This is a genomic window from Sorangium sp. So ce124 (assembly GCF_051525235.1).
Classification (GTDB): domain Bacteria; phylum Myxococcota_A; class Polyangia; order Polyangiales; family Polyangiaceae; genus Sorangium; species Sorangium atrum.
Genome location: NZ_CP150312.1, coordinates 10,509,486 through 10,527,942 on the forward strand (window position 1 = coordinate 10,509,486; position 18,457 = coordinate 10,527,942).

General features: G+C 72.6%; 13 protein-coding genes. 8 read left to right on the forward strand and 5 right to left on the reverse strand.

Features of this window, described 5'->3' with window-relative positions; translation table 11 throughout:
- The first annotated feature begins 85 nt into the window (after nucleotides 1-85).
- Both WMF19_RS39575 and WMF19_RS39580 read left to right on the forward strand, forming a co-directional pair.
- Nucleotides 86-1,234 carry a vWA domain-containing protein gene (locus WMF19_RS39575; RefSeq protein ID WP_437895078.1) on the forward strand — a complete coding sequence of 383 codons (1,149 nt, stop codon included), beginning with the start codon at nucleotides 86-88 and terminating at the stop codon, nucleotides 1,232-1,234.
- Between the two features lie 301 nt (nucleotides 1,235-1,535).
- Nucleotides 1,536-3,803: a hypothetical protein gene (locus WMF19_RS39580; protein WP_437895079.1), complete on the forward strand. Its 2,268-nt coding sequence runs from the start codon at nucleotides 1,536-1,538 to the stop codon at nucleotides 3,801-3,803.
- Nucleotides 3,804-3,938: 135 nt separating this feature from the next.
- On the opposite strand, the gene WMF19_RS39585 is transcribed toward WMF19_RS39580, so the two are convergent.
- On the reverse strand, nucleotides 3,939-4,775 hold the full coding sequence (locus tag WMF19_RS39585) for a ferredoxin--NADP reductase (protein WP_437895080.1): 837 nt from the start codon (nucleotides 4,773-4,775) through the stop codon (nucleotides 3,939-3,941).
- 444 nt (nucleotides 4,776-5,219) lie between these two features.
- Between WMF19_RS39585 and WMF19_RS39590 the strand changes: the two genes are divergently transcribed.
- Complete coding sequence (locus WMF19_RS39590; RefSeq protein WP_437895081.1) at nucleotides 5,220-9,254, forward strand: hypothetical protein; 4,035 nt, start codon at nucleotides 5,220-5,222, stop codon at nucleotides 9,252-9,254.
- Between the two features lie 93 nt (nucleotides 9,255-9,347).
- The gene (locus tag WMF19_RS39595; protein WP_437325033.1) at nucleotides 9,348-10,088 is read left to right on the forward strand and encodes a Crp/Fnr family transcriptional regulator; all 741 of its coding nucleotides are present in this window, start codon (nucleotides 9,348-9,350) and stop codon (nucleotides 10,086-10,088) included.
- 8 nt (nucleotides 10,089-10,096) lie between these two features.
- Here WMF19_RS39595 and WMF19_RS39600 read toward each other — a convergent pair whose 3' ends face one another.
- The gene (locus tag WMF19_RS39600) at nucleotides 10,097-10,732 is read right to left on the reverse strand and encodes a sigma-70 family RNA polymerase sigma factor (RefSeq protein ID WP_437895082.1); all 636 of its coding nucleotides are present in this window, start codon (nucleotides 10,730-10,732) and stop codon (nucleotides 10,097-10,099) included.
- Nucleotides 10,729-11,355 (reverse strand): cupin domain-containing protein, encoded by a 627-nt coding sequence (locus tag WMF19_RS39605; protein WP_437895083.1) that lies wholly within the window; start codon nucleotides 11,353-11,355, stop codon nucleotides 10,729-10,731. The genes WMF19_RS39600 and WMF19_RS39605 overlap by 4 nt, the downstream gene beginning before the upstream one ends.
- Nucleotides 11,356-11,571: 216 nt before the next feature.
- Here WMF19_RS39605 and WMF19_RS39610 point away from each other — a divergent pair, with 216 nt between their 5' ends.
- The 4 genes from WMF19_RS39610 to WMF19_RS39625 all read left to right on the forward strand — a co-directional run bounded on the left by WMF19_RS39610 (nucleotide 11,572) and on the right by WMF19_RS39625 (nucleotide 14,848).
- The gene (locus tag WMF19_RS39610) at nucleotides 11,572-11,883 is read left to right on the forward strand and encodes a hypothetical protein (RefSeq protein ID WP_272103899.1); all 312 of its coding nucleotides are present in this window, start codon (nucleotides 11,572-11,574) and stop codon (nucleotides 11,881-11,883) included.
- A gap of 189 nt (nucleotides 11,884-12,072) precedes the next feature.
- Nucleotides 12,073-12,453, forward strand: a complete 381-nt coding sequence (locus WMF19_RS39615) for a dihydroneopterin aldolase (protein WP_437794710.1) — start codon at nucleotides 12,073-12,075, stop codon at nucleotides 12,451-12,453.
- Nucleotides 12,454-12,496: 43 nt separating this feature from the next.
- Nucleotides 12,497-13,216 carry a molybdopterin-dependent oxidoreductase gene (locus tag WMF19_RS39620; protein ID WP_437895084.1) on the forward strand — a complete coding sequence of 240 codons (720 nt, stop codon included), beginning with the start codon at nucleotides 12,497-12,499 and terminating at the stop codon, nucleotides 13,214-13,216.
- Between the two features lie 531 nt (nucleotides 13,217-13,747).
- On the forward strand, nucleotides 13,748-14,848 hold the full coding sequence (locus WMF19_RS39625) for a hypothetical protein (RefSeq protein WP_437895085.1): 1,101 nt from the start codon (nucleotides 13,748-13,750) through the stop codon (nucleotides 14,846-14,848).
- 72 nt (nucleotides 14,849-14,920) lie between these two features.
- Here the strand turns inward: WMF19_RS39625 and WMF19_RS39630 are convergent, their stop codons facing one another.
- Together WMF19_RS39630 and WMF19_RS39635 are read right to left on the reverse strand one after the other, a co-directional pair.
- Complete coding sequence (locus WMF19_RS39630; RefSeq protein WP_437895086.1) at nucleotides 14,921-15,628, reverse strand: hypothetical protein; 708 nt, start codon at nucleotides 15,626-15,628, stop codon at nucleotides 14,921-14,923.
- A 1,556-nt stretch (nucleotides 15,629-17,184) separates the two neighbouring features.
- On the reverse strand, nucleotides 17,185-18,273 hold the full coding sequence (locus tag WMF19_RS39635; protein WP_437895087.1) for an AAA family ATPase: 1,089 nt from the start codon (nucleotides 18,271-18,273) through the stop codon (nucleotides 17,185-17,187).
- Between the last annotated feature and the right edge of the window lie 184 nt (nucleotides 18,274-18,457).

The following is an 18,457-nucleotide window of genomic DNA, read 5'->3' on the forward strand; positions in this document are numbered from 1 at the left end:
CCCTCGCGCCTGTCACCGTCTCCGGTACTCTGTGCCTGCGCACCTTCCCGCTTCCGCACCGTCCCCGCTGTCATCTGTTCATCTCATGCGCCTCAGATCGCTTCACCACACCTCGCTCGCCTCCATGGTTGGGCTCGCTGCCGCCATGGGGCTCCATGGCGCGTGTGCACCGGACTCAGGGGCTGGCCTCGTCTGGTCCTCTTCTTCTTCGGGCGGAACTGGCCCTGGCGGGACCTTCGATCCGGATGGTGGGCTGTCGACCGATGCGCCTGTCGAGCTCCCCGATCCGGACGCCGCCTGTGGCCTCGTTACCGAGGAGGCGATCGCGGTCCCGCTCAATCTCTATATCATGATGGACAAGTCGTCCTCGATGGCGGGCGACGACCCCATGGTGGCCGACAAGTGGACAAGCGCGAAGGCCGGCCTGACGGCGTTCGTCAACAGCGCGAGATTCGCCGGCGTGCGCGTGGCGCTGCGCTTCTTTCCGCGGGTCGCGGACGATGTTCCTGCCTGCGACCAGAAGGCGTACAGCGAGCCGCTCGTCCCGTTCGGTCCGCTCCCCGACAACGCGGGCGCCATCGTCGCGGCCATCGAGGCCGAGTCGCCGAACGGAGCCAGCACGCCCATCTATCCGGCGCTGGGCGGCGCGCTGCTCCAGGGCATCGACGTGGCCGAGGACCACCCCGGCGAGGCGTCGGCGGTGCTGCTCGTCACCGATGGACAGCCCCAGGGGCCCGCGGCCCAGTGCGCCGGGGTGAACCCGGAAGATCCGGGCGCCATCGCGGATCTCGCGGCGCGGGCCGCGCGCTACCGCTTTCCGGTGCGCACCTTCGTGATCGGGCTCCCGGGCGTGAACCAGAGCTTCGCGAACCAGGTCGCGGCCGCGGGAGGCACCGACGCCGCCGTCCTCGTCGGGGCGAACAACATCGCCGTCGAGTTCCAGAACGCGCTCGCGAAGGTCACGGGGCAGGCGCTCCCGTGCGAGTACGAGCTCCCTTCCCAGGTGGCCGGCGGACAGGTGGCGTTCGACGACGTCAACGTCCTCTTCGGGCTCGACGGCGCACCGCAGGAGGTCCTGCCTCAGCGCCCCGGCTGCGACGGCCCAGGCTGGCGCTACGACAACCCGGGTTCTCCCGCGGCCCTCGTGCTGTGCCCCGGCACCTGCGAGGCCGCGAGGGGCGCTTCCATCGCGAAGATCCAGATCCTCCTCGGCTGCGAGACGGTGATCCTCTGAGCGAGCACGGCAGAAGGACCGCGCATCTCGAGCGAGAGTGGGCGAACTGCAGGTGTTGTGGAGATGACATCGGGAGCGACATAGAAGCCCCGGAGCAGGAGGCGCAGACGCGGAGCGTCATATGTGATGTAGATCACTGTGCCGGGGTCGTGCAGCTGCGGATCATGGGGCCGGCGCGATGGCGCGGGACCCGGCGCGCGCGGGCGGCGCCCGGCGGCGCTCGGCGCGGCGGGCGCCGCCTTGCAACTCTGCACTGCGCTTTGTGGACGCCGGGCCCCCAGAGCCGTAAGAGGATGGAACCATGACGACGGAGTCCTCCCTCGCCGCCGCAGGCTCGCCGCGGCACGCCGCCCCCGCCGCGCTCCATCCGGCCCTGGTGCTGAGCGCCTACCTCGAGCCGCTCGTGCGCGGGCGGCGGGTCGCGGTGCTGGGTGACGTCACCATCGGCCTCGCCGACCGGCTGCTCCAGCGCGGAGCCCGCCTCGTCCATGCCTACGACCCGGACGCCGCGCGCGTCGCCGAGAAGCTCGCGCGGACGGCGCCCACGCGGCAGCCGCACCCGAACGTCGCCGTGTTCGACGGCGACCTCGGGGTGCGCGACGGCGCCTTCGACACCCTCGTCATCCCCGATCTCTCCCTCTTCGGCGATCCCGCCGAGGTCGTCCGGCGCGCCAGGCGCCTCACCGCCGCGAGCGGCGTCGCCGTCATCGCGTCGCCGAACCCGGACGCCGCGCGGGGCCTGCTCCCCGCGGGCGCGCGCCGCGGCGCGGCGCCCGGCTACTACGCGCTCTACGACGTCGTGGCGCTCCAGTTCAAGCAGGTGCGGATGGTCGGCCAGGCGCCGTTCGTCGGCTATACGGTCGCGGAGTTCGCGCCGAAGGGAGAGCCCGAGGTCAGCGTGGACACGTCGATCCTCGACGGGTCCGAGGAGCCCGAGTGGTTCATCGCCGTGGCCGGCGAGCGCCTGCCCAGGCTCGACGCGTTCGCCGTGATCGAGCTGCCGTTCGCCGGCTTCCCGGGCGCGAGCGCCGGCCCGTCGCCCGAGGCGCTCAGCGAGGCCGAGGGCCGCGCGCAGCGGCTCGGAGGCGAGCTCGCGGAGCTGCGCACCCGGCACCAGCGCGACCGCGAGGACGCCGGGGTCCGCGCCGAGAGCGCGGTCGCCACGGCCGCGCGCCTCGCCGAGGTGGAGGCCGAGCTCGATGCCAGGGCGGCGCGTCTCCGCGACGTCGAGGCCAGGGCGGGCGACGCCCACGTCCGGGCCGAGCGCCTGTCCCACCAGATCCGCGACATGGAGGAGGAGCTCCGCAGCCAGCGCGATCGCGCGACCCGGCTCACCAAGCAGCTCGACGACGAGAAGCGGGTGCGGACCAAGGTCGAGCTCGAGCTCGGCATGATCCGCAACAAGCCGGAGATCGCCGGCGCCCGCGACCGCCTCGACGCCGCGACCGCCGACCTCGACGCCGCGCGCGCCCGGATCGCCGAGCTCGAGGCGCGGCCCGCCGTGGCGGCGCCCGACCGGGCGCTCGCGGCGCGCGTGGAGGAGCTCGAGGCCGCCGCCGCGGGGGCGCGGCGGGAGCTCTCGAAGCTCACGTCGGAGCGGGACACGGCGCGCCGGCGCGCGCAGGAGAGCGAGCGCGCGCTGGAGGAGGCGCGGCGCGCGGCGGGGAGGATCGAGGAGCTGGAGGCCGCCCGCGCCGAGCTCGCGCGCGACCGCGACCGGCAGAAGGAGCGGGCGGACCGGAACGAGCGCGAGAGCCGCGCGCTGGAGGATCAGCGGAGCGCCCTCGACGCGCGCAGGCTGCTGCTCGAGGCGCGGATCGTGGAGCTCGAGCAGACCGTCGTCGCGCTGGAGCAGCGGGCGTCGGAGCTCGAGAAGCGCGACGCCGGCGAGGCGGCGGCCGCGGAGATCGCGGGCCTCGAGGAGGCGCTGCGCGATCGGGGCCACGTCATCGCGTCGCTCATGGCGCAGCTGCGCGAGAGCGAGCGTGTGGGCAAGGAGCTCGTCGACGAGCTCGGGACGGTCTTCGCGTCGGCGTCGGCCGACCACGGCGGGCCGGGCCAGGCGGCGGACGGCGGGCCGGGCGGAGGGCTCGCGGGGCAGGGCGGGCCGGGCGGCGCGGTCGAGGCGCTGCGGCAGCAGCTCGACGCGCTGGCGCGGAGCGCCGCCTCGAGCGAGGCCGACCTGCGCGCCGCGGGATGGAAGATCGCGCAGCTCGAGCGCGAGCTGACCGAGGCGCGCGCCACGGCCGGCTCCCCGCAGGCGCTCCACGAGGAGCTCGAGCAGGCGCTCGTCGCCGCGCAGGCGGAGATCGCGGCGCTGCGCCGGGCGGCGGAGCGCGAGGACGCGGCCGTGGCGCGCGAGGACGCGGCTGGCGCGCGCGGGGATGTGGCCGTCGTCCGTGAGGACGCGGCTGGTGCGCGCGGGGATGTGGCCGTCGTGCGCGAGGACGCGGCTGGCGCGCGCGGGGATGTGGCCGTCGTGCGCGAGGATGTCGGCGTGCCGCCCGAGGTGATCGAGCAGACGGTGCTCCTCCAGCAGGTCGCCAGCGCCGTCGAAGCGAGCGCGTGAGCCGCGGTCTGGACCGCGGCGGGCGGTGGCCCCGGTCCAGATCCGACCACGCGGCCTGCGCGTCCCGTCGACCCGCGCGTCAGCCGTGACGCCGGCGCGTGGTCCCGGACGCAGCCCGACGCGCGGCGCGCGACGTCACGCCGGGCCGGACAGGTTCGTGCTTTCGATCGGCGACGCGCTGGCGAGCGGGGAGCGCTTCTCGCCCGCGAAGGCCTTCTCCACGAGGTAATCGCCCGGCTCGCCGCTGTTGCCCTCCTCGAAGCCGCGCGACTCCAGGAGCGCGGCGGTGTCGGCGAGCATCTCCGAGCTGCCGCAGAGCATCAGCCGGTCGTGCGCGGGGTCGAGCGCGGGCAGCGCCAGATCGGCGAAGATGCGGCCGGACTCGATGAGCGTGGTGATCCGGCCCTCGGTCTTGAACGCCTCGCGGGTGACGGACGGGTAATAGCGGAGCTTGGGCCGCACGATCTCGCCGAGCAGCTCGTCCGCCGCGAGCTCGTGCTCGAGGTAGCGCGCGTACGCGAGATCCTGCGCGCGGCGGCACGTGTGCGTGATGACCACGCGCTCGAAGCGCTCGTACGTCTCGGGGTCCTTGACGACGCTGAGGAACGGCGCCAGGCCGGTCCCGGTCGCCAGGAGCCACAGGGTCCGGCCCGGCCGCAGGTTGCCGATCGTGAGCGTGCCCGTCGCGCGCTTGCCGACGAGGATCGTCTCGCCGACGGCGATGTGCTGCAGGCGCGAGGTCAGCGGGCCGTTCGGCACCTTGATCGAGAAGAACTCGAGCGTCTCCTCGTGGTTCGCGCTCGCGAGGGAGTACGCGCGGACGAGCGGCTTGCCCGCGACCACGAGCCCCATCATGCAGAATTGCCCGTTCGCGAAGCGGAAGCTCGGCGAGCGGGTGGTCTTGAGCGTGAAGAGCTTGTCCGTCCAGTGGTGGACCTCGAGCACCGTCTCTTCTGTGTAGCCGGGTACCATGTCGTTCATCCTTGTCGGTGCGGAAGCATCGCGGCGTGGTGGTTCGAAAGAGCGCGCTCCCCGATCACGACAGCAGGGCGGCGCCGCGGCGCGCGAGGGCGCCGAGCTCTACCGCAAGGTCGTCTTCCATGAGTTCGATGCTTCACATAGCAATCATGCAAATGATAATCAAGATCATCGTTGGCCCATGGCGCCGTCGTCGGTGGTTCCGCAGAGCGTCGCCGCGTTGTCGTGGCACGACCTCGTAGCGCTTCCTCCTCTAGGGGCGAGGGGGCTCGTTGACGATGCCCGTGGAGCCGCTGGCCACACGGCGCGGAGGCCGTCCGCCGGGCGAGGCGCGCCAGCGGGCCGGGCGGGGCGCTCACGGGGGCCGGGCGGGCCAGGAGCGCTGCGCCGCGCGGCGTCTCTGTGCGCACGCGGTCGCTCGCGCTAAGGACCGGGCCGATGCGCGCTCCTCGCCCCCTCTCCACGCTCGCCCGGCTCGCCGGCGCCGCCGCCCTGGCCCTCGCGCTCGGCGCCTGCGGCGCGGTCCCCGCGCCCGGCGCGAAAGACCCCATCGCCTCGCTCCGTGACGCCGGCGCGCATTCGACCGACGGCGAGATCGTCGGCCGCTGGCTCCTCGGAGAGCTCCTGGTCCCGGGCGGCACGCCCGCCGGCGCCAGGGAGGCGCGCAAGCGCCTGGAGGAGATCGGCGCGAAATCGGGCGCGAAATCGATGCTCGCGTCGCTCGGGCGCGCGATCGACGACCAGGGGCACGGCCGCAACGCGCGCGCGGCGGCGGCCTACCTCGATGCGCTGGACGCCGCCCGGGTGAGCGCGCACCCCGACGCCCCCCTCGTGGGCTGGTTCGCCGCGAATCGCCTGCTCGGCCTGCGATCGAGCGTCGCGGGCCTCTGGAAGAAGTCCCGCGAGGTCGTCCTGCGCGCCATCGACCACCCGGGCAAGCTGGGCTGGCGCGCGCGCGGAGAGCTCGTCGAATGGTGGAGCCTCGACGGGCTGCCCGACGAGGCCGCCGCGGCGCGCCCGGCCGGCGCCGCAGGGACCGCCGCCGACGCCGGCGTCACGCCGCTCATCGATCTCGCGGCGCGCCGCTACGGGTGCATCGAGAGCGCCCGCTTCGCCGGCCCGTTCGGCCACCTGGCGGCGAGCGACCACCGCGTCCACCACGAGGCGGAGCGCGCCGGCCCCTGGCCGCCCGTGTTCACGCGCGATCCCCAGCGCAGAGGCCCGCCGCGCGTGCTCGGCGCCGAGCGCCGCGGCTGCCAGCTCTCCGCCGTCGCGCCGGAGGGGCCCGGCGAGGGCGGGGCCGCGGGAGGCATCTTCTACGTCGAGACCTTCGTCGACCTGCCCGCCGAGCGCGAGATGCTCGTCGCCGTCCAGGGGGCCTACGCGATCCTCGTCGACGACGTCGAGGTGCTGACGCGCGACACGAAGCAGTGGGGGATCTGGCCCCGCTTCGGCGTCCGCCTGCGCCTCGGCCCCGGCCGGCACCGGATCGTCGCCCGCGTCGGGGGCCGCGACACCTCCATCCGCCTGCTCGCGCCCGACGGCACGCCCCTCGGCGTGGCCACGTCCGCCGATCCGACGCCGCCCTATTCGCTCGTCCCGCCCGAGGTCCTGCCGGATCCCAACCCCATCGAGCCGTTCCTCACGGCGCTCGGCGTGCCGCCGCAGCCCGCGCCGAAGGTGGCGCGCGCGCTCGGCCTGCGCGGCGCGCCCCGCGCCGAGCGCGACGTGGCCGACCCGATCGCCCGGTACCTCGCCGCGACCATCGCGCACCTCGAGGGCCAGGACGACGTGAGCGCCGTGCTGATCGAGCCGCTCGTGGCCGATCCGGCGCGCGCCACCGGCCCCGCGCTCGCGGCCCAGGCGGTCTTCCTCGAGAAGGACCCGATCTTCCCGGCGTCCGACGGGCAAGACCTCGTGAAGGACGTGCGCGCGCGCGCCGCGGAGAAGGACCCGGAGCTCTGGTACCCCCGCCTCTGGCTCGCGCTCGAGGAGGCCGACAAGGTCGGCCTGTCCGAGATGACCCGCACGATCGAGGCCCTCGCCGACCGCTTCCGGGAGGTGCCCGATCTCCTGAAGACGCTCGCCGGGATGTACTCGCGGCTCGGCTGGCGCGTCGAGCACGTCCGCACCGTGAAGGAGGCCGCCGCGCGCTTCCCGGACGACGTCGAGGTGCTGGGCGCGCTCCTCCGGATCCACGACGGCGACGGGCACATCGCGCAGGCCGACGCCGTCGCCGCGCGCATCCGGGAGCTCGACCCGGACGCGGAGATCGAGCTGGAGAGGGCGATCGATCGGCGCGACTACGCCGCGGCGATCAAGGAGCTCCAGCGCCTCGGCTCCGCCCGCAAGGACCGCAAGGACATCGCCGCGCGCATCGCCGACCTCCTGACCCGCGCCGGCAAGCGCGCCGAGTCGTTCGAGCAGCTCGAGCGCGCGCTCGCGAAGGCGCCGGACGACGCCGACGCGCGCCTCGCGCTCGCGGACGCGCGGTTCGCGCGGGGAGAGCGCGACGCGCTGCAGAAGGCGCTCATCGAGGCGATCCGCACCGGCGCCGACACATCGGGCCTGCGCGACGCGATCGAGCTGCTCGACGGCACGACGGAGCTCAGCCCGTACCGGCTGGACTCGAAGAAGGTGATCGCCGAGCACGAGGCCTCGGGCGAGGTCATGCCGGGCACGGCGGCGCGCGTGCTCGACTATGCGGCCATGTGGGTCCACGAGGACGGCTCGGCGCGGATGCTCCAGCACGAGATCATCCGGATCCAGTCGCGGGAGGCCATCCAGGAGCACGCCGAGCAGCGCGTGCCCGAGGGGCTCGTGCTCAAGCTCCGCACGGTCAAGCGCGACGGGTCGATCCACGAGCCGGAGTTCGTCGAGGGCAAGCCGACCGTGACGATGCCCCACCTCGAGGTGGGCGACTACATCGAGGTGGAGAACCTGTTCGTGCTGCGCGGCGACGGGCAGGGGGGCCTCACGTTCCAGGGGCCGCGCTGGTTCTTCCGCGAGGAGAAGGTCCCCTACTGGCGGAGCGAGTTCATCGTCGTGTCGCCGAAGAGCCGGCCGCTCGACGTGGAGGCCTCCGGCCCCGTCCCGGCGCCGGAGATCGTCGAGTCCGGCGCGCTCGTCACCCGCCGCTACCGGGTCGACAAGAGCCCCGCGCTCCCGGAGGAGCCGGCGAGCGCGCCGATCTCGGAGTTCCTGCCGAACATCCGCATCGGCTGGGGCATCCGCCTGGACAGCACGATCGCGCGCATGGTCGACGCGGCCGCCGACGAGACGCCGCGCGATCCGCGGCTCGTGCGCATCGCGCAGGCGATCGCACGTTCGCCGCGCTCGCCGGCCGTGGGCGGCGGCGAGCAGGGGAAGGCCGCCGGGGCCGCGCAGGGCGCGCGCGGCGAGGGCGGGGGAGCGGCGCCGTCGAAGGACGAGCAGGCGCGCCGGATCTACCGGTGGGTGCTCGCCAACGTGGAGCCGGGGCGCGAGGACGACGGCCGCCGCGTCGTCATCGGCAAGAGCGGCAACCGGACCGAGGCGTTCCTCTACCTGTGCCGCCTGGTCGGCATCGACGCCGGCTACGGCGTCGTGAGCGACCGGCTCACCGCGCCGCCGCGCGGGCCCATGAGCGAGGCCGAGACGTTCAACGCGCTCGCCGTCCGCCTCGACACCGGGGAGAAGCCCGGCGCGGGCGCGGTCCGCTGGATGTTCGTGCGCGACAAGTTCGCGCCGTACGGCTACCTGCCGAGCTCCCTCCGCGGGCAGCCCGCGATCGTGCTGAAGCCCGGGACGCCGCGCGAGGTGACGCCCTCGTCCGGCGCGCACGACGGCGTGGTCACGGAGGGCGTCGCCGAGGTGGCGAGGGACGGCTCGGCGTCGCTGGCGATCGAGCAGCGCTACGAGGGCAAGCTGGCGATCGCGCTGCGCTCGGCGCTGGAGTCGCTCCCCGACGCCCAGCTCAGGGACGCCGTCGAGTCGCGCCTCCTGCCGCAGATGGTGCCGGGGGCGCGGCTCCAGGAGATCGAGATCAAGGAGCTGACCGAGATCGACCGGCCGCTCACGCTGAAGATGAAGATCGCCGCCGCGAGCTTCGCGCGCGCGCAGGGAGGGGAGCTGGTCATCACGCCGCCCTTCGGCGTGCGCGTGGCCAGCCTCGCCAGCCTGCCGGTCCGGGAGACGCCGCTCTACCTGTCGGAGCAGATCGCGACGCGCTCGGAGGTGCGGCTCCGCGTCAAGCTCCCCGCGGGCGCGCGCGTGGTCACGAAGCTCGCTCCGTCGACGGCGGACGACGAGGGGCGCGCCGTGCGGGTGAACGATCGCGTGGACGGGGGCGCGCTGGTCCTCGATCGCTTCCTCGATCTGCCCGCGGGCCGCGTGCAGCCCGATGCCTATACGAAGTTCCAGCAGTTCGCCCGCGCGGCGGACAGCGCGCTCGACCGGGACATCGTCGTGCAGCTCGACCGCGACGGACGCTGAGCGCGGCGCTCCGCTCACCCCGCGCCGGGCCTCGGTCGCAGGGATTCCTGTGTGTCAACCCACGCGGGATGGATTACTCTTTTGTTCCCTACCGTGAGCGATCTGGATTCCCAGTACGCGCAGGATGCTGGCCGCCAGCCCACGGATCCCGTGAAGGCGCGGGTGGCGCGCGCCTTCCGGCTCTCCTCGCTGTTCGCACAGGTGGATCGCGAGGTGCGGGAGGCGATCACGGACGCCGCGGTGCTCGAGGTGGTGGCGTCCGACGCGGCGATCTTCGAGCAGGGGGCCCCCGCGGACACGCTCGTGGTGCTCGGCCGGGGGCGCGCGCGCGTCGAGCGCGTCAACGAGGCGGGGGCCGCGTTCCCGCTCAGCTACCGCGGTACGGGGGACGTGCTCGGCGAGTCGTGCCTCGGCGGGCTGGAGACGCGGACGGAGCGGGCGATCGCGATGGATGAGGCCGAGGTGGTCCGGGTGCCGCTCGCGCTCGTCCGCGAGCTCTGCGCCCGGCACCCGGGGCTCGGGGGCGCGGTGTTCGCGCTGCTTGTCGCGCGGCAGCGGGAGACCGAGGACCGGATCGAGTCGATGCTGTTCAAGAACGTGGGAGGGCGCCTCGCCGAGTTCCTCCTGCACGCGGCGGAGCGGTGGGGCGTGCCGACGCCGCGGGGGACGCTGATCTCGGCGCCGATCACGCACGCGGAGATCGCCCAGGTGATCGGGTCGACGCGCGAGACGGTGACGCTGACGCTCGGGGCGTTCCGGAAGGAGGGCGTGCTCGACGCGGCGGGGCGGCGGCTCATCGTGAAGGACCGCGAGGCGCTCGCCCGGAAGCGCTAGGGGCGGCGTCAGCCCGCGGCGGTGCGCGGCGGCTCCTGGAGCGTGGCGCGCAGCTTTTCCAGCGCGCGCGAGAGGCGGGATTTGACGGTGCCCACCGGCACCGCGAGGCGCTCGCCGATCTCCACGAGGGAGAGCCCCTCGAAATAGGCGAGCTCGAGCACCGTGCGCTGGTCCTCCTGGAGCGCGGCCACGACGCGCCTCACGCGGGCGCAGTCGGAGCCGAGCGCCGGGTCGAGGCCGCCGAGGTCGGCCGGGGCGTCGTCCCCCTCGCCGTCCGCGACCAGGCGGAGCTGCCGTGTCGACCGGAGCCGGTCGAGCGCGCGGCTGCGCAGGCGCATCATGAGCCAGGTGCGGGCCGACCCGCGGAGCGGCTCGTAGGTGTGGGCCTTTCGCCAGACCTCGAGGCAGCAGTCGTGGACGAGATCCTCGGCTTCGGCGGGGCTCCCGAGCACCCGCTGGGCGAGCGCGAGGAGCGCGGGCGCGTACCTGTCGTAGAGGGCGGCGAGGGCCTCCCGGTCGCCGCCGGCGATGCGGGCGACGAGCTCCTCGTCGCTGCCCGGCGCCGCCATCGGCGCGGGAGGGGCCGCGGCGTGGGCCGGCGGCGCCTCGTGAGCGGGCGCGGGCCCGGTGCTCGCGCCGATCAAAGCGCCACCTCGATGCCGCCCTCGCCGACGATCGCGCACAGGCACGGCGCGTCGCCGACGACGGTCGGGATGGAGTGGATCGAGCCGGCGGGGCTGTGGAGCTCCTCCCCGGCGCGGACGACGCGCCCGTCGTCCACGGCGAAGGCGCCCTCGAAGACGAGGATGCGCTCGTCGCCGAGGTGGCGATGGCGCGGGATGCACCCGCCCGGCTCGAGGCAGACGAGGACCGCGCTCGTTGTCGCGCGGCGCGAGCCGGTCGCGAGCGGCAGGACGCGCATGCCCGGGAGCACGGCGTTCATCGCCTCCGGCTCGGACAGCGCGTGGAGGGCGCGCCGGGCGTCGTCCGGCGCGACGTCGATGAGGGCGGCGAGGCGCGGCGCCATCGGGGTGAACCGCTCCAGGCGATCCACCGAGGCGAAGAGCCGCGCGCGCAGGCGGCCCTCCGGCGGGACCGGCGGCAGCACGAGGGCGACGGCCGCGACGGCGGCCTCCGCGTTGGCGAGCCGGCGCGCGCAGTCGCTGCAGGCGCCGAGGTGCGCTTCGACCTCGGCGTCGCGCGCCCATCCCGCGCGGGCGAGGAGCGCGTCCTCCAACGGATCATCGAGGTGTCCAGCGAGCATCATCGGCTCCGCTCCTTCGAGGCGGGGTTGTGCCCCTGGACGAGTACGCGGGGGAAGGGCGAGCGGTTCCAGCGGACGTGGCGGGGCGCCCCGGACACGCGCCTGTCACGTCCGAGGAGTCGACGCGCTCGGCGCCGGCGCGCGCGCCGTTCCCAGTTGACGTGGCGCTCGAAGCGTCGATACGCCTTCGCGAGTCGACCCCGCAGGAAAGGACCGCCCATGCCGAAGCTCAGCTCCGGAACAGCCATCGCCGTCGCATTTCTCTTCGGTTGCTCCGCGTCGTACGTCGCGCCGCGCTTTCTGGTGCCGCCGGTGCAGGCGGGGACCGATCCGCCCCGGTGGGAGGTTCGGTGCGTGGACGTGGAGACAGCGCGCGTCAGCGACAGTCAGGTGATCGAGGTGACCACCACGTCCGGATGGAACCCGGTCCTCAAGCGGTTCGGGCAGGAAGGCTGGGAGCCGGTGCAGTTCCTGCGCAGCGAGATGTCCGGGAAGATCGACGCCGTGTGCTTCAAGCGGCCTCTCCTCTGACGTGCCGCACATGGCGCGCGTGGCGCGCTGCCGCCGCGCGCCTGGAGGGCGGTCGCGCCGGGAAGGCCGCCCGCGCCGGGACACGCCGGGACGGCCGTTGCGCGTCGGGAAGGCCGCGGCGAGCGGGCGACCCTGCCGTCTGGCATTCTTGCGGCGGAAGCCGGCCGGAAGGCATGCTAGGGGGCGCCGATGGAGTCCGTGATCAAGACGTACCGGATCCGCCTTGACGGCATCCGCTTTCGCGCCAAGCACGGCGTGTCTCGCGCCGAGCGCGACCTGCCCCAGGATTTCGTTGTGTGCCTGGAGGTGGAGCTCCCGATCTCGCTGTTGCCTCGAGCCGACACGCGCGCGCGCGTCTTCGATTACGACAGGCTCGCGAGCCTCGTCGTCGAATCGGGCACGAGCGCGTCGTACAAGCTGCTCGAGACGCTCGCCGAGCGCATCATCGAGCGGGTGCTCGACGACACGCCGGCCCTCCTCGTGACCGTTCAGGTCAAGAAGTTCGGCCCTCCGACGTCGGTGTCGGTGGATGCCGCATCCGTGGAGCTCTCGGGCCGCAAGGTCGGATGAGCTCGCTCTTGCAGGCGTCTTGGGCTCTCGCCAAGGTCACGTCATGGCGGACGACGCGGGGCGGCGGGCGAGGTCGTTGATCGAGCGCAAGCAGGCGTTCGCCGCGCGGCAGGTGGCGCGCGGCAAGGGCGCCTTCGACGGGCTCGCGCCGATGGGCAGCGGGCCGCCGAACCGGCACGGGATGCCGAGGCTGCCGATCGGTCAGCGCGAGGTGACGAGCTGGCCGGTGCTCGATCTCGGCGATACGCCGGACATCCCGACCGAGCGCTGGCGGCTCGAGATCGACGGGCTCTGCGAGGCGCCGCGGACCTACTCCTGGGAAGAGTTCATGGAGCTGCCGCAGACGCTCGACGTGTCCGACTTCCACTGTGTGACCACCTGGAGCCGCCTGGACAACCACTGGATCGGCGTCCGGTTCGCCGACATCGCGGAGCGCGCGCGCCCGCTCGCGGACGCGCGCTTCGTGCTGATCGAGGCGAGCGACATCGCGCCCGGCACGCAGACCCCCTACACGACGAACCTGCCGCTCGACGAGGCCATGCTGCCCGACGTCCTGCTCGTCCACTCCTGGGAGGGCAAGCCGCTGCCGCGCGAGCACGGGGGCCCGGTGCGGATGATCACGCCGCAGCTCTACTCCTGGAAGGGCGCGAAGTGGATCCGGCGGATCACGTTCAGCGCGGCGGATCAGCCGGGGTTCTGGGAGATCCGCGGCTACTCGAACACGGCGTACCCGTGGTTCGACGATCGGTACGGCCGCCGCTAGGCGGGGCGCCGAGGAGGGCGAGCCACCATGCCCGGCGAGGAGAGCGTGAAGCGCACGGAGGCCTACGCGAGGGAGCAGTTACCTGCGCGTCGCGCGCGCCATCGATCGCGGGGAGTACCGCCCTGACCGGAAGGCGATCCTGATCTTCACGGCGGCGCTCTTCCTGGCCGGCGCGGCGAGCATCGCCTGGCTGTTCGCCTCGTGAGCCGGAGGCGAAGCGTCCCGGTGCGACGAGGCGCGGCCCGGCGAGCAGGGGCGCACGGCTGCGGGCGTTCCCTCCTCGCGGCTCGGCGGAGGACACGGTGTCAGTCAGCGGCTTTCCGCTGACGAGCACCGCTTTTCCTCCCTTCGACCTCGCGCCTGCCCTGCTGGAAGGCTGCCTCGCCAGCGGCGCATTCTGGTGAAAACTTGCGTGACGGCCGCGGGCCCGACGCGGCATAGTGCGCGCCTCGGATGACAGGCAAACGACACCCCGGCGGATTGGGGCCGCCAGGGTGCCGGCGCCTCAGCCTCGTGCCGGAGGACTGGAGCATGGGTAAGCCCATCGCGCCTTGGTTTGTTGGTTGCATTCTTCTCATCGGCCCAGCGACGTTCTTTGCATGTGGTGACGTGCCCTATATGGGCGGCGACTGCGCGGTCACGGATGACTGCGAGTCGGACCACCAGTACGTGCCGGGCACGGTCTGCGTCGATGAGCGCTGCGTGTGCGGCGAGCCGGGCAAGGTCATCTGCTGCGCGCGCGGCGAGGAGGGCTCGCGCGGCGAGCAGGACTCGGAGTGTTTCAAGGCGTGCCTCACCTGCGACGAGTGCGCGGAGGGCACCGAGGTGGGCACCGAGAAGTGCTCCGGGGTGTCCGTGCCGCCCGGCGGCTGCGAGAGCGACGCGGAGTGCCCTGGCCCGCCGGACCCGCGGTGCGGCGCGGGGCGGTGCGTGGACGGCGCGTGCGCGGTGGAGATCCACGAGGGCCCCATCGAGTCGCAGCTCCGCGGCGATTGCAAGATCGAGAAGTGTACAGCCGACGGCCGTGTGGTCAGCGTGGCGGCCCAGGATATCTACGATGATGGCAACCAGTGCACCCTCGACGTCTGCGAGATCGATGAGCCGCGGCATCTCCTGTTGAATGAGGTCACGTGTCCTGCCTCGGGCGAGGGGCGGTGCCATGAGGGCGCCTGCGTGCAGTGTGTCGCTACGGACGCGTCGCTGCTCTGTCCCGGCGGGCGCGCGTGTGATGGCGTCTGGTGCGTGCCGGAGCACTGCGTGAACGACGTGCAGGACGCCGGCCTCGGAGAGACAGGCTTCAACTGCGGTGGCCCGTGCCGGCCCTGCCAGGCGGGGGACCGCTGCCGCGCGGCCACGGACTGCATGAGCGGCGTGTGCACGAACGAGACATGCGTGATCCCGACCTGCAGCGACGGGGTGAAGAACGGCCGGGAGTCCGGCGTCGACTGCGGCAAGCAGTACTGCCCGCGCTGCGCGCCGGGCCGGGGCTGCCAGACCGGCGCGGACTGCACGAGCGGCGTGTGCTGGGCCGGCGTCTGCGAGGCCCCCACCTGCACGGACGGCGTGAAGAACGGCGACGAGGCCGGCGTCGATTGCGGCGGTGCGGGGTGCGCCGGGCCGTGTCCGGAGTGAGCGTGTCATCGGCGGCCACCTGGGAGACGTCGACGCCGGGGCTTCCCGGATCACTCCCTGAACGGTGAGCGTTCAACCGCGGGCGTTCAGCAGGACCTCGACCGCATCCGCGAGATCCTCATGGTGTTGCTTGCGGAGGGCCGCGACCAGGGCGGCGGCGATCGATCCCGGGTCGACGACGGGTCCGGCGAGCGTTTCCAGCCACACTGCCATGATGTCGCACGGATCGCGGTCGATGGCGGTCCCGCGGAGCAACGATGCGATCGTATCCGCGAGCTCGCCACGTCCCTCGGTGCGGAGCTGCAGGATCAGGTCGGCCGCGAGTCGTGCCGGGTCGGCGATTGGCCCAGCGATGTCGCGCGCCCAGAACATCATGAGGGTTCCCGCGAGCTCCTGGCGCCCCTCGGCACGAAGTCGTGTGACGAGCGCATAGGCTAGGACCTCCGCGGCATGGGTGTGCCCTAGCTCGCCGCCGAGAGCCCGGAGGGCGGCGAGCTCAGCAGGGGGTGGCGCGTGCTCGCCCGCGGGCACGCGATGTGGAACGGGCGTCGCGTCCTCGCGCCGTTCTTGAGCTTCGAGCGCGTCCGCAGCTGCCGAGATGGCGTCCGCAAGATCGTGACGGCCCTCCGCACGGAGCCGCACGATGAGCCCGATCCGGAGGTCCATCGACAGCGTGGACTCGACAAGACGGGCGGACTCATGGCGGCCGCGGGCGCGGAGCTCGGCGGCTGCTTCGCTTCTCTGCGCGAGCTTGGCCTGGATCTCGTTCAGCCAGAGCATCGGGTCGCAGTCGATCGGGCCATTCCTTAGCAACGACACCAGGGCGTCCGCGAGCTCCGCGCGCCCATCAAGGCGAAGCCGCCCCACCAGGGCCGCCGCGAAGCGCCCCGACTCCGTGAACGGTCCGTCGGCCTCTCGCTCCTCGCTGGCCCTGAGGAGCGTCGCCAGGCCTCCGCGCCTGTCGAGGCCGAGCCTCACCTTCAAGGCATGACTCAGGGTGCGCGCGCCGTGAGCGCGGGCGAGCTCGTCCCCGAGCGTGACCAGCGCTCTGCGTTCGAGGGATTCAGCGGCCTTGACCATCGTTGGTCCTTCCTGGTTGCTCGCGTGGCTGAGAGCCCTCGGAGCGCTGTAGCCTACCCGAATCGTGCTTGGCGTTAGCGTTCTATGGTATCTCTCCCTTGAATGCGGTGCTCGCCTCCTCGGTGCTCGTGCTGGGGTCCGTGGAGCTGGAAGTCGAGGCGCCGGCCAGCGAGCCCGGGGTCGGGCACGGGGCCCGACAAGCACTGTCCAGGCACACGGCTGTGGCCGCGAAGGTGTCATCAATTGGCCCACAATTCTCGGGCAACGTGCACACAGATGGCGCTCTCCCATCGGACAGGCAGTCGATAAGACAGGCGCAGTTCGCATTGCCGACGCATGCGTCGTACTCGCTGCAGCAGGATGCCTTCGCGCACGCATGGCAGGCGTCGTCGCGCGGAGCCGGCTCACACGGGAGATGCTCCACGATAAGCTCCGGCTCTGCGGCTTGGGGGTACGCGCTTCCGGTGTTGACGCAGCCCCTGCTGGAGAGCACCACGGTATTAAAATCCGCGTTGAGGACGAGCTCTGCCCGCTCCCTGGCCGTCCCGGGGTTGTCGGCGCAGGCCCAGTTGGCCTCTTCCATCGGCTCGAAGCACCCACACCCCTTCCGCTGGATCAAGAACCTGCACAACCAGATCGTCTCACCCGGAACAGTGCAGGGATCAGGCTCGGGTTGGGTGCATCCAGGAACCACTGCCACCATCATCGGCGGGAGAGCGAGCAGCGGAGCGAGCAAGCGGATGAGGGAAATGCGTTTCATGGTACGCATCGATCCTGCTGGCAGAAACATGGTAGCGGGGTCCTGCCGGAACGACACGTATATCGGCTATGATGTCTTAGGGCGTCCGGGCTGCTGGGCGGCCTCATGACAATGAATGTCACGCGCGCGAGACAAGACATCTCTTTGACTCCCGTAGGTCTCCCCAGCGTTTGGCAACACGCCTGAGAACTGTGAGGAAACCTACGTGGTTTCAGGGGGGAACGTCAAGGAGAACGTGTGCAGCTCGCGCTGGATACCCGCACTGACGGCGTGCACGGGTGCGCCGGGCCGGTAAGGAGCTCGGGGCGAGTTCGGCGGCGTTCACTCCGCGGTGGCTCCGCTGCGGCGCGGGCGCGGAGGTCGAGGCGGGCATCGGCGAGCCCGGCTCCGTCGCGGTCCATGCGATGTGATCGAGCTCCGCGACGTCGCTGCCCTCCGCTTGAAGATCTCCTCCCCCGCGCCGGCTCCGCTCGCAGCGCTCACGCGGGGGCGGCCGTCATTCATCCTCCGCCGCGCCGTGCGCCAGCACCGTCTCTCCACCGTTCTTGTCGAGTTCGATGAGCCGGCAGGGCGTCGCCTTCCGGATCCGCTCTGCCAGCGGGCGGGAGTGCGTCGTGATCCACAGCTGACTCCGGGATGCCGCGTGCACAAGGAGATCCCCGAGCGGCCCGAGCAGATCCGGATGCAGGCTCGTCTCCGGTTCGTTCAGCGCCAGCAGCAGCGGCGGCCTCGGGCTCAGCAGCGCCGCCAGGAGGCAGAGATAGCGCGCCGTGCCGTCCGAGAACTCGCGGGCGTCGAGCGGCCGCGACATCCCTGGCAAGCCGAGCTCGACGCGGAACCGCCCCTGCGTCGACGAGACCTCGAGCGACGCGCCGGGAAACGCGCTGGAGACGGCATCCTTCAAGGCGCTCCTGTCGCCGATATCGAGGATCGTCGCCAGCGCCGCGGCCAGATCGTGGCCATCGGTGCTGAGCACCGGCGTCCGCACCCCGACCTGCTCGACCCGCAACGGTGCGCCGGAGTCGGTGCGGAAGTGGTGATAAAACCGGAAGTTCATCAGCTTTTGCCGCACCACCGAGAGCAATGGAAAGCGGTGCGGCTCCACCACCTGCGCCAGCACCGACTCCGAGCCCCAGAGCGAGAAGGGAAAGGTTACGCGCTGGCCGTCCGCGTCGCGCGCGAAGGCCGAGCCCGCGGCCCGCTCCAGCATCGGCAGGCGGCGGCGCTTGTCGAGCAACCAGAGTTTCTCTTCCTTGATGTCCGGATCCAGCTCGAACGGCCCTCCGGGCGGCGGCGTCAGCCCGCACTGGAGCTCGTAGACGAGCTGATCCAGCCGCACCCGCAGCGTCATCCGCACCGGGCCTTTGCTGCGCTGGCCGGCCCAGAGCACCGAGGGCATCCCCCCCTCCTCGGCCAGCGTGCGCGCAAAGGTCCCGCTCGCCGCGGAGCCGAGCAGCACCATGGTGCGATAGAGGTTGGTCTTGCCGACGCCGTTCGGTCCGACGATGACGTTGACCTGCGCGAGGGGGAGGGTCAGCTCACGGATCGAGCGGTATCCCGCGACGTGGAGCTCCTGGACCGTCATCCCGCCCAGGATAGCCCATCGAGGTCACCGGCCTTGAAACGAGTCGCTCAGCCTGACTGCGGGGGAGCGAACCGGCGCACTCGGGTCGTATCTGGCTCACCGGCGAAACGGCGCTCAGCTTCCACGTCTCGCTGCTCGGGCCAACCTGCGGGATTCAACTCCCCGGCATCCCCGAGGAGCCGCT

What these genes read in the sequence shown, in the direction of transcription:
- WMF19_RS39575 (WP_437895078.1), top strand. Translation starts at nt 86, where the DNA reads ATGCGCCTCAGATCGCTTCACCACACCTCGCTCGCCTCCATGGTTGGG.
- WMF19_RS39630 (WP_437895086.1), bottom strand. Translation starts at nt 15,628, where the DNA reads ATGCTCTGGCTGAACGAGATCCAGGCCAAGCTCGCGCAGAGAAGCGAA.
- WMF19_RS39620 (WP_437895084.1), top strand. Translation starts at nt 12,497, where the DNA reads ATGGCGGACGACGCGGGGCGGCGGGCGAGGTCGTTGATCGAGCGCAAG.
- WMF19_RS39610 (WP_272103899.1), top strand. Translation starts at nt 11,572, where the DNA reads ATGCCGAAGCTCAGCTCCGGAACAGCCATCGCCGTCGCATTTCTCTTC.
- WMF19_RS39590 (WP_437895081.1), top strand. Translation starts at nt 5,220, where the DNA reads ATGCGCGCTCCTCGCCCCCTCTCCACGCTCGCCCGGCTCGCCGGCGCC.
- WMF19_RS39625 (WP_437895085.1), top strand. Translation starts at nt 13,748, where the DNA reads ATGGGTAAGCCCATCGCGCCTTGGTTTGTTGGTTGCATTCTTCTCATC.
- WMF19_RS39585 (WP_437895080.1), bottom strand. Translation starts at nt 4,775, where the DNA reads ATGGTACCCGGCTACACAGAAGAGACGGTGCTCGAGGTCCACCACTGG.
- WMF19_RS39615 (WP_437794710.1), top strand. Translation starts at nt 12,073, where the DNA reads ATGGAGTCCGTGATCAAGACGTACCGGATCCGCCTTGACGGCATCCGC.
- WMF19_RS39580 (WP_437895079.1), top strand. Translation starts at nt 1,536, where the DNA reads ATGACGACGGAGTCCTCCCTCGCCGCCGCAGGCTCGCCGCGGCACGCC.
- WMF19_RS39635 (WP_437895087.1), bottom strand. Translation starts at nt 18,273, where the DNA reads ATGACGGTCCAGGAGCTCCACGTCGCGGGATACCGCTCGATCCGTGAG.
- WMF19_RS39605 (WP_437895083.1), bottom strand. Translation starts at nt 11,355, where the DNA reads ATGATGCTCGCTGGACACCTCGATGATCCGTTGGAGGACGCGCTCCTC.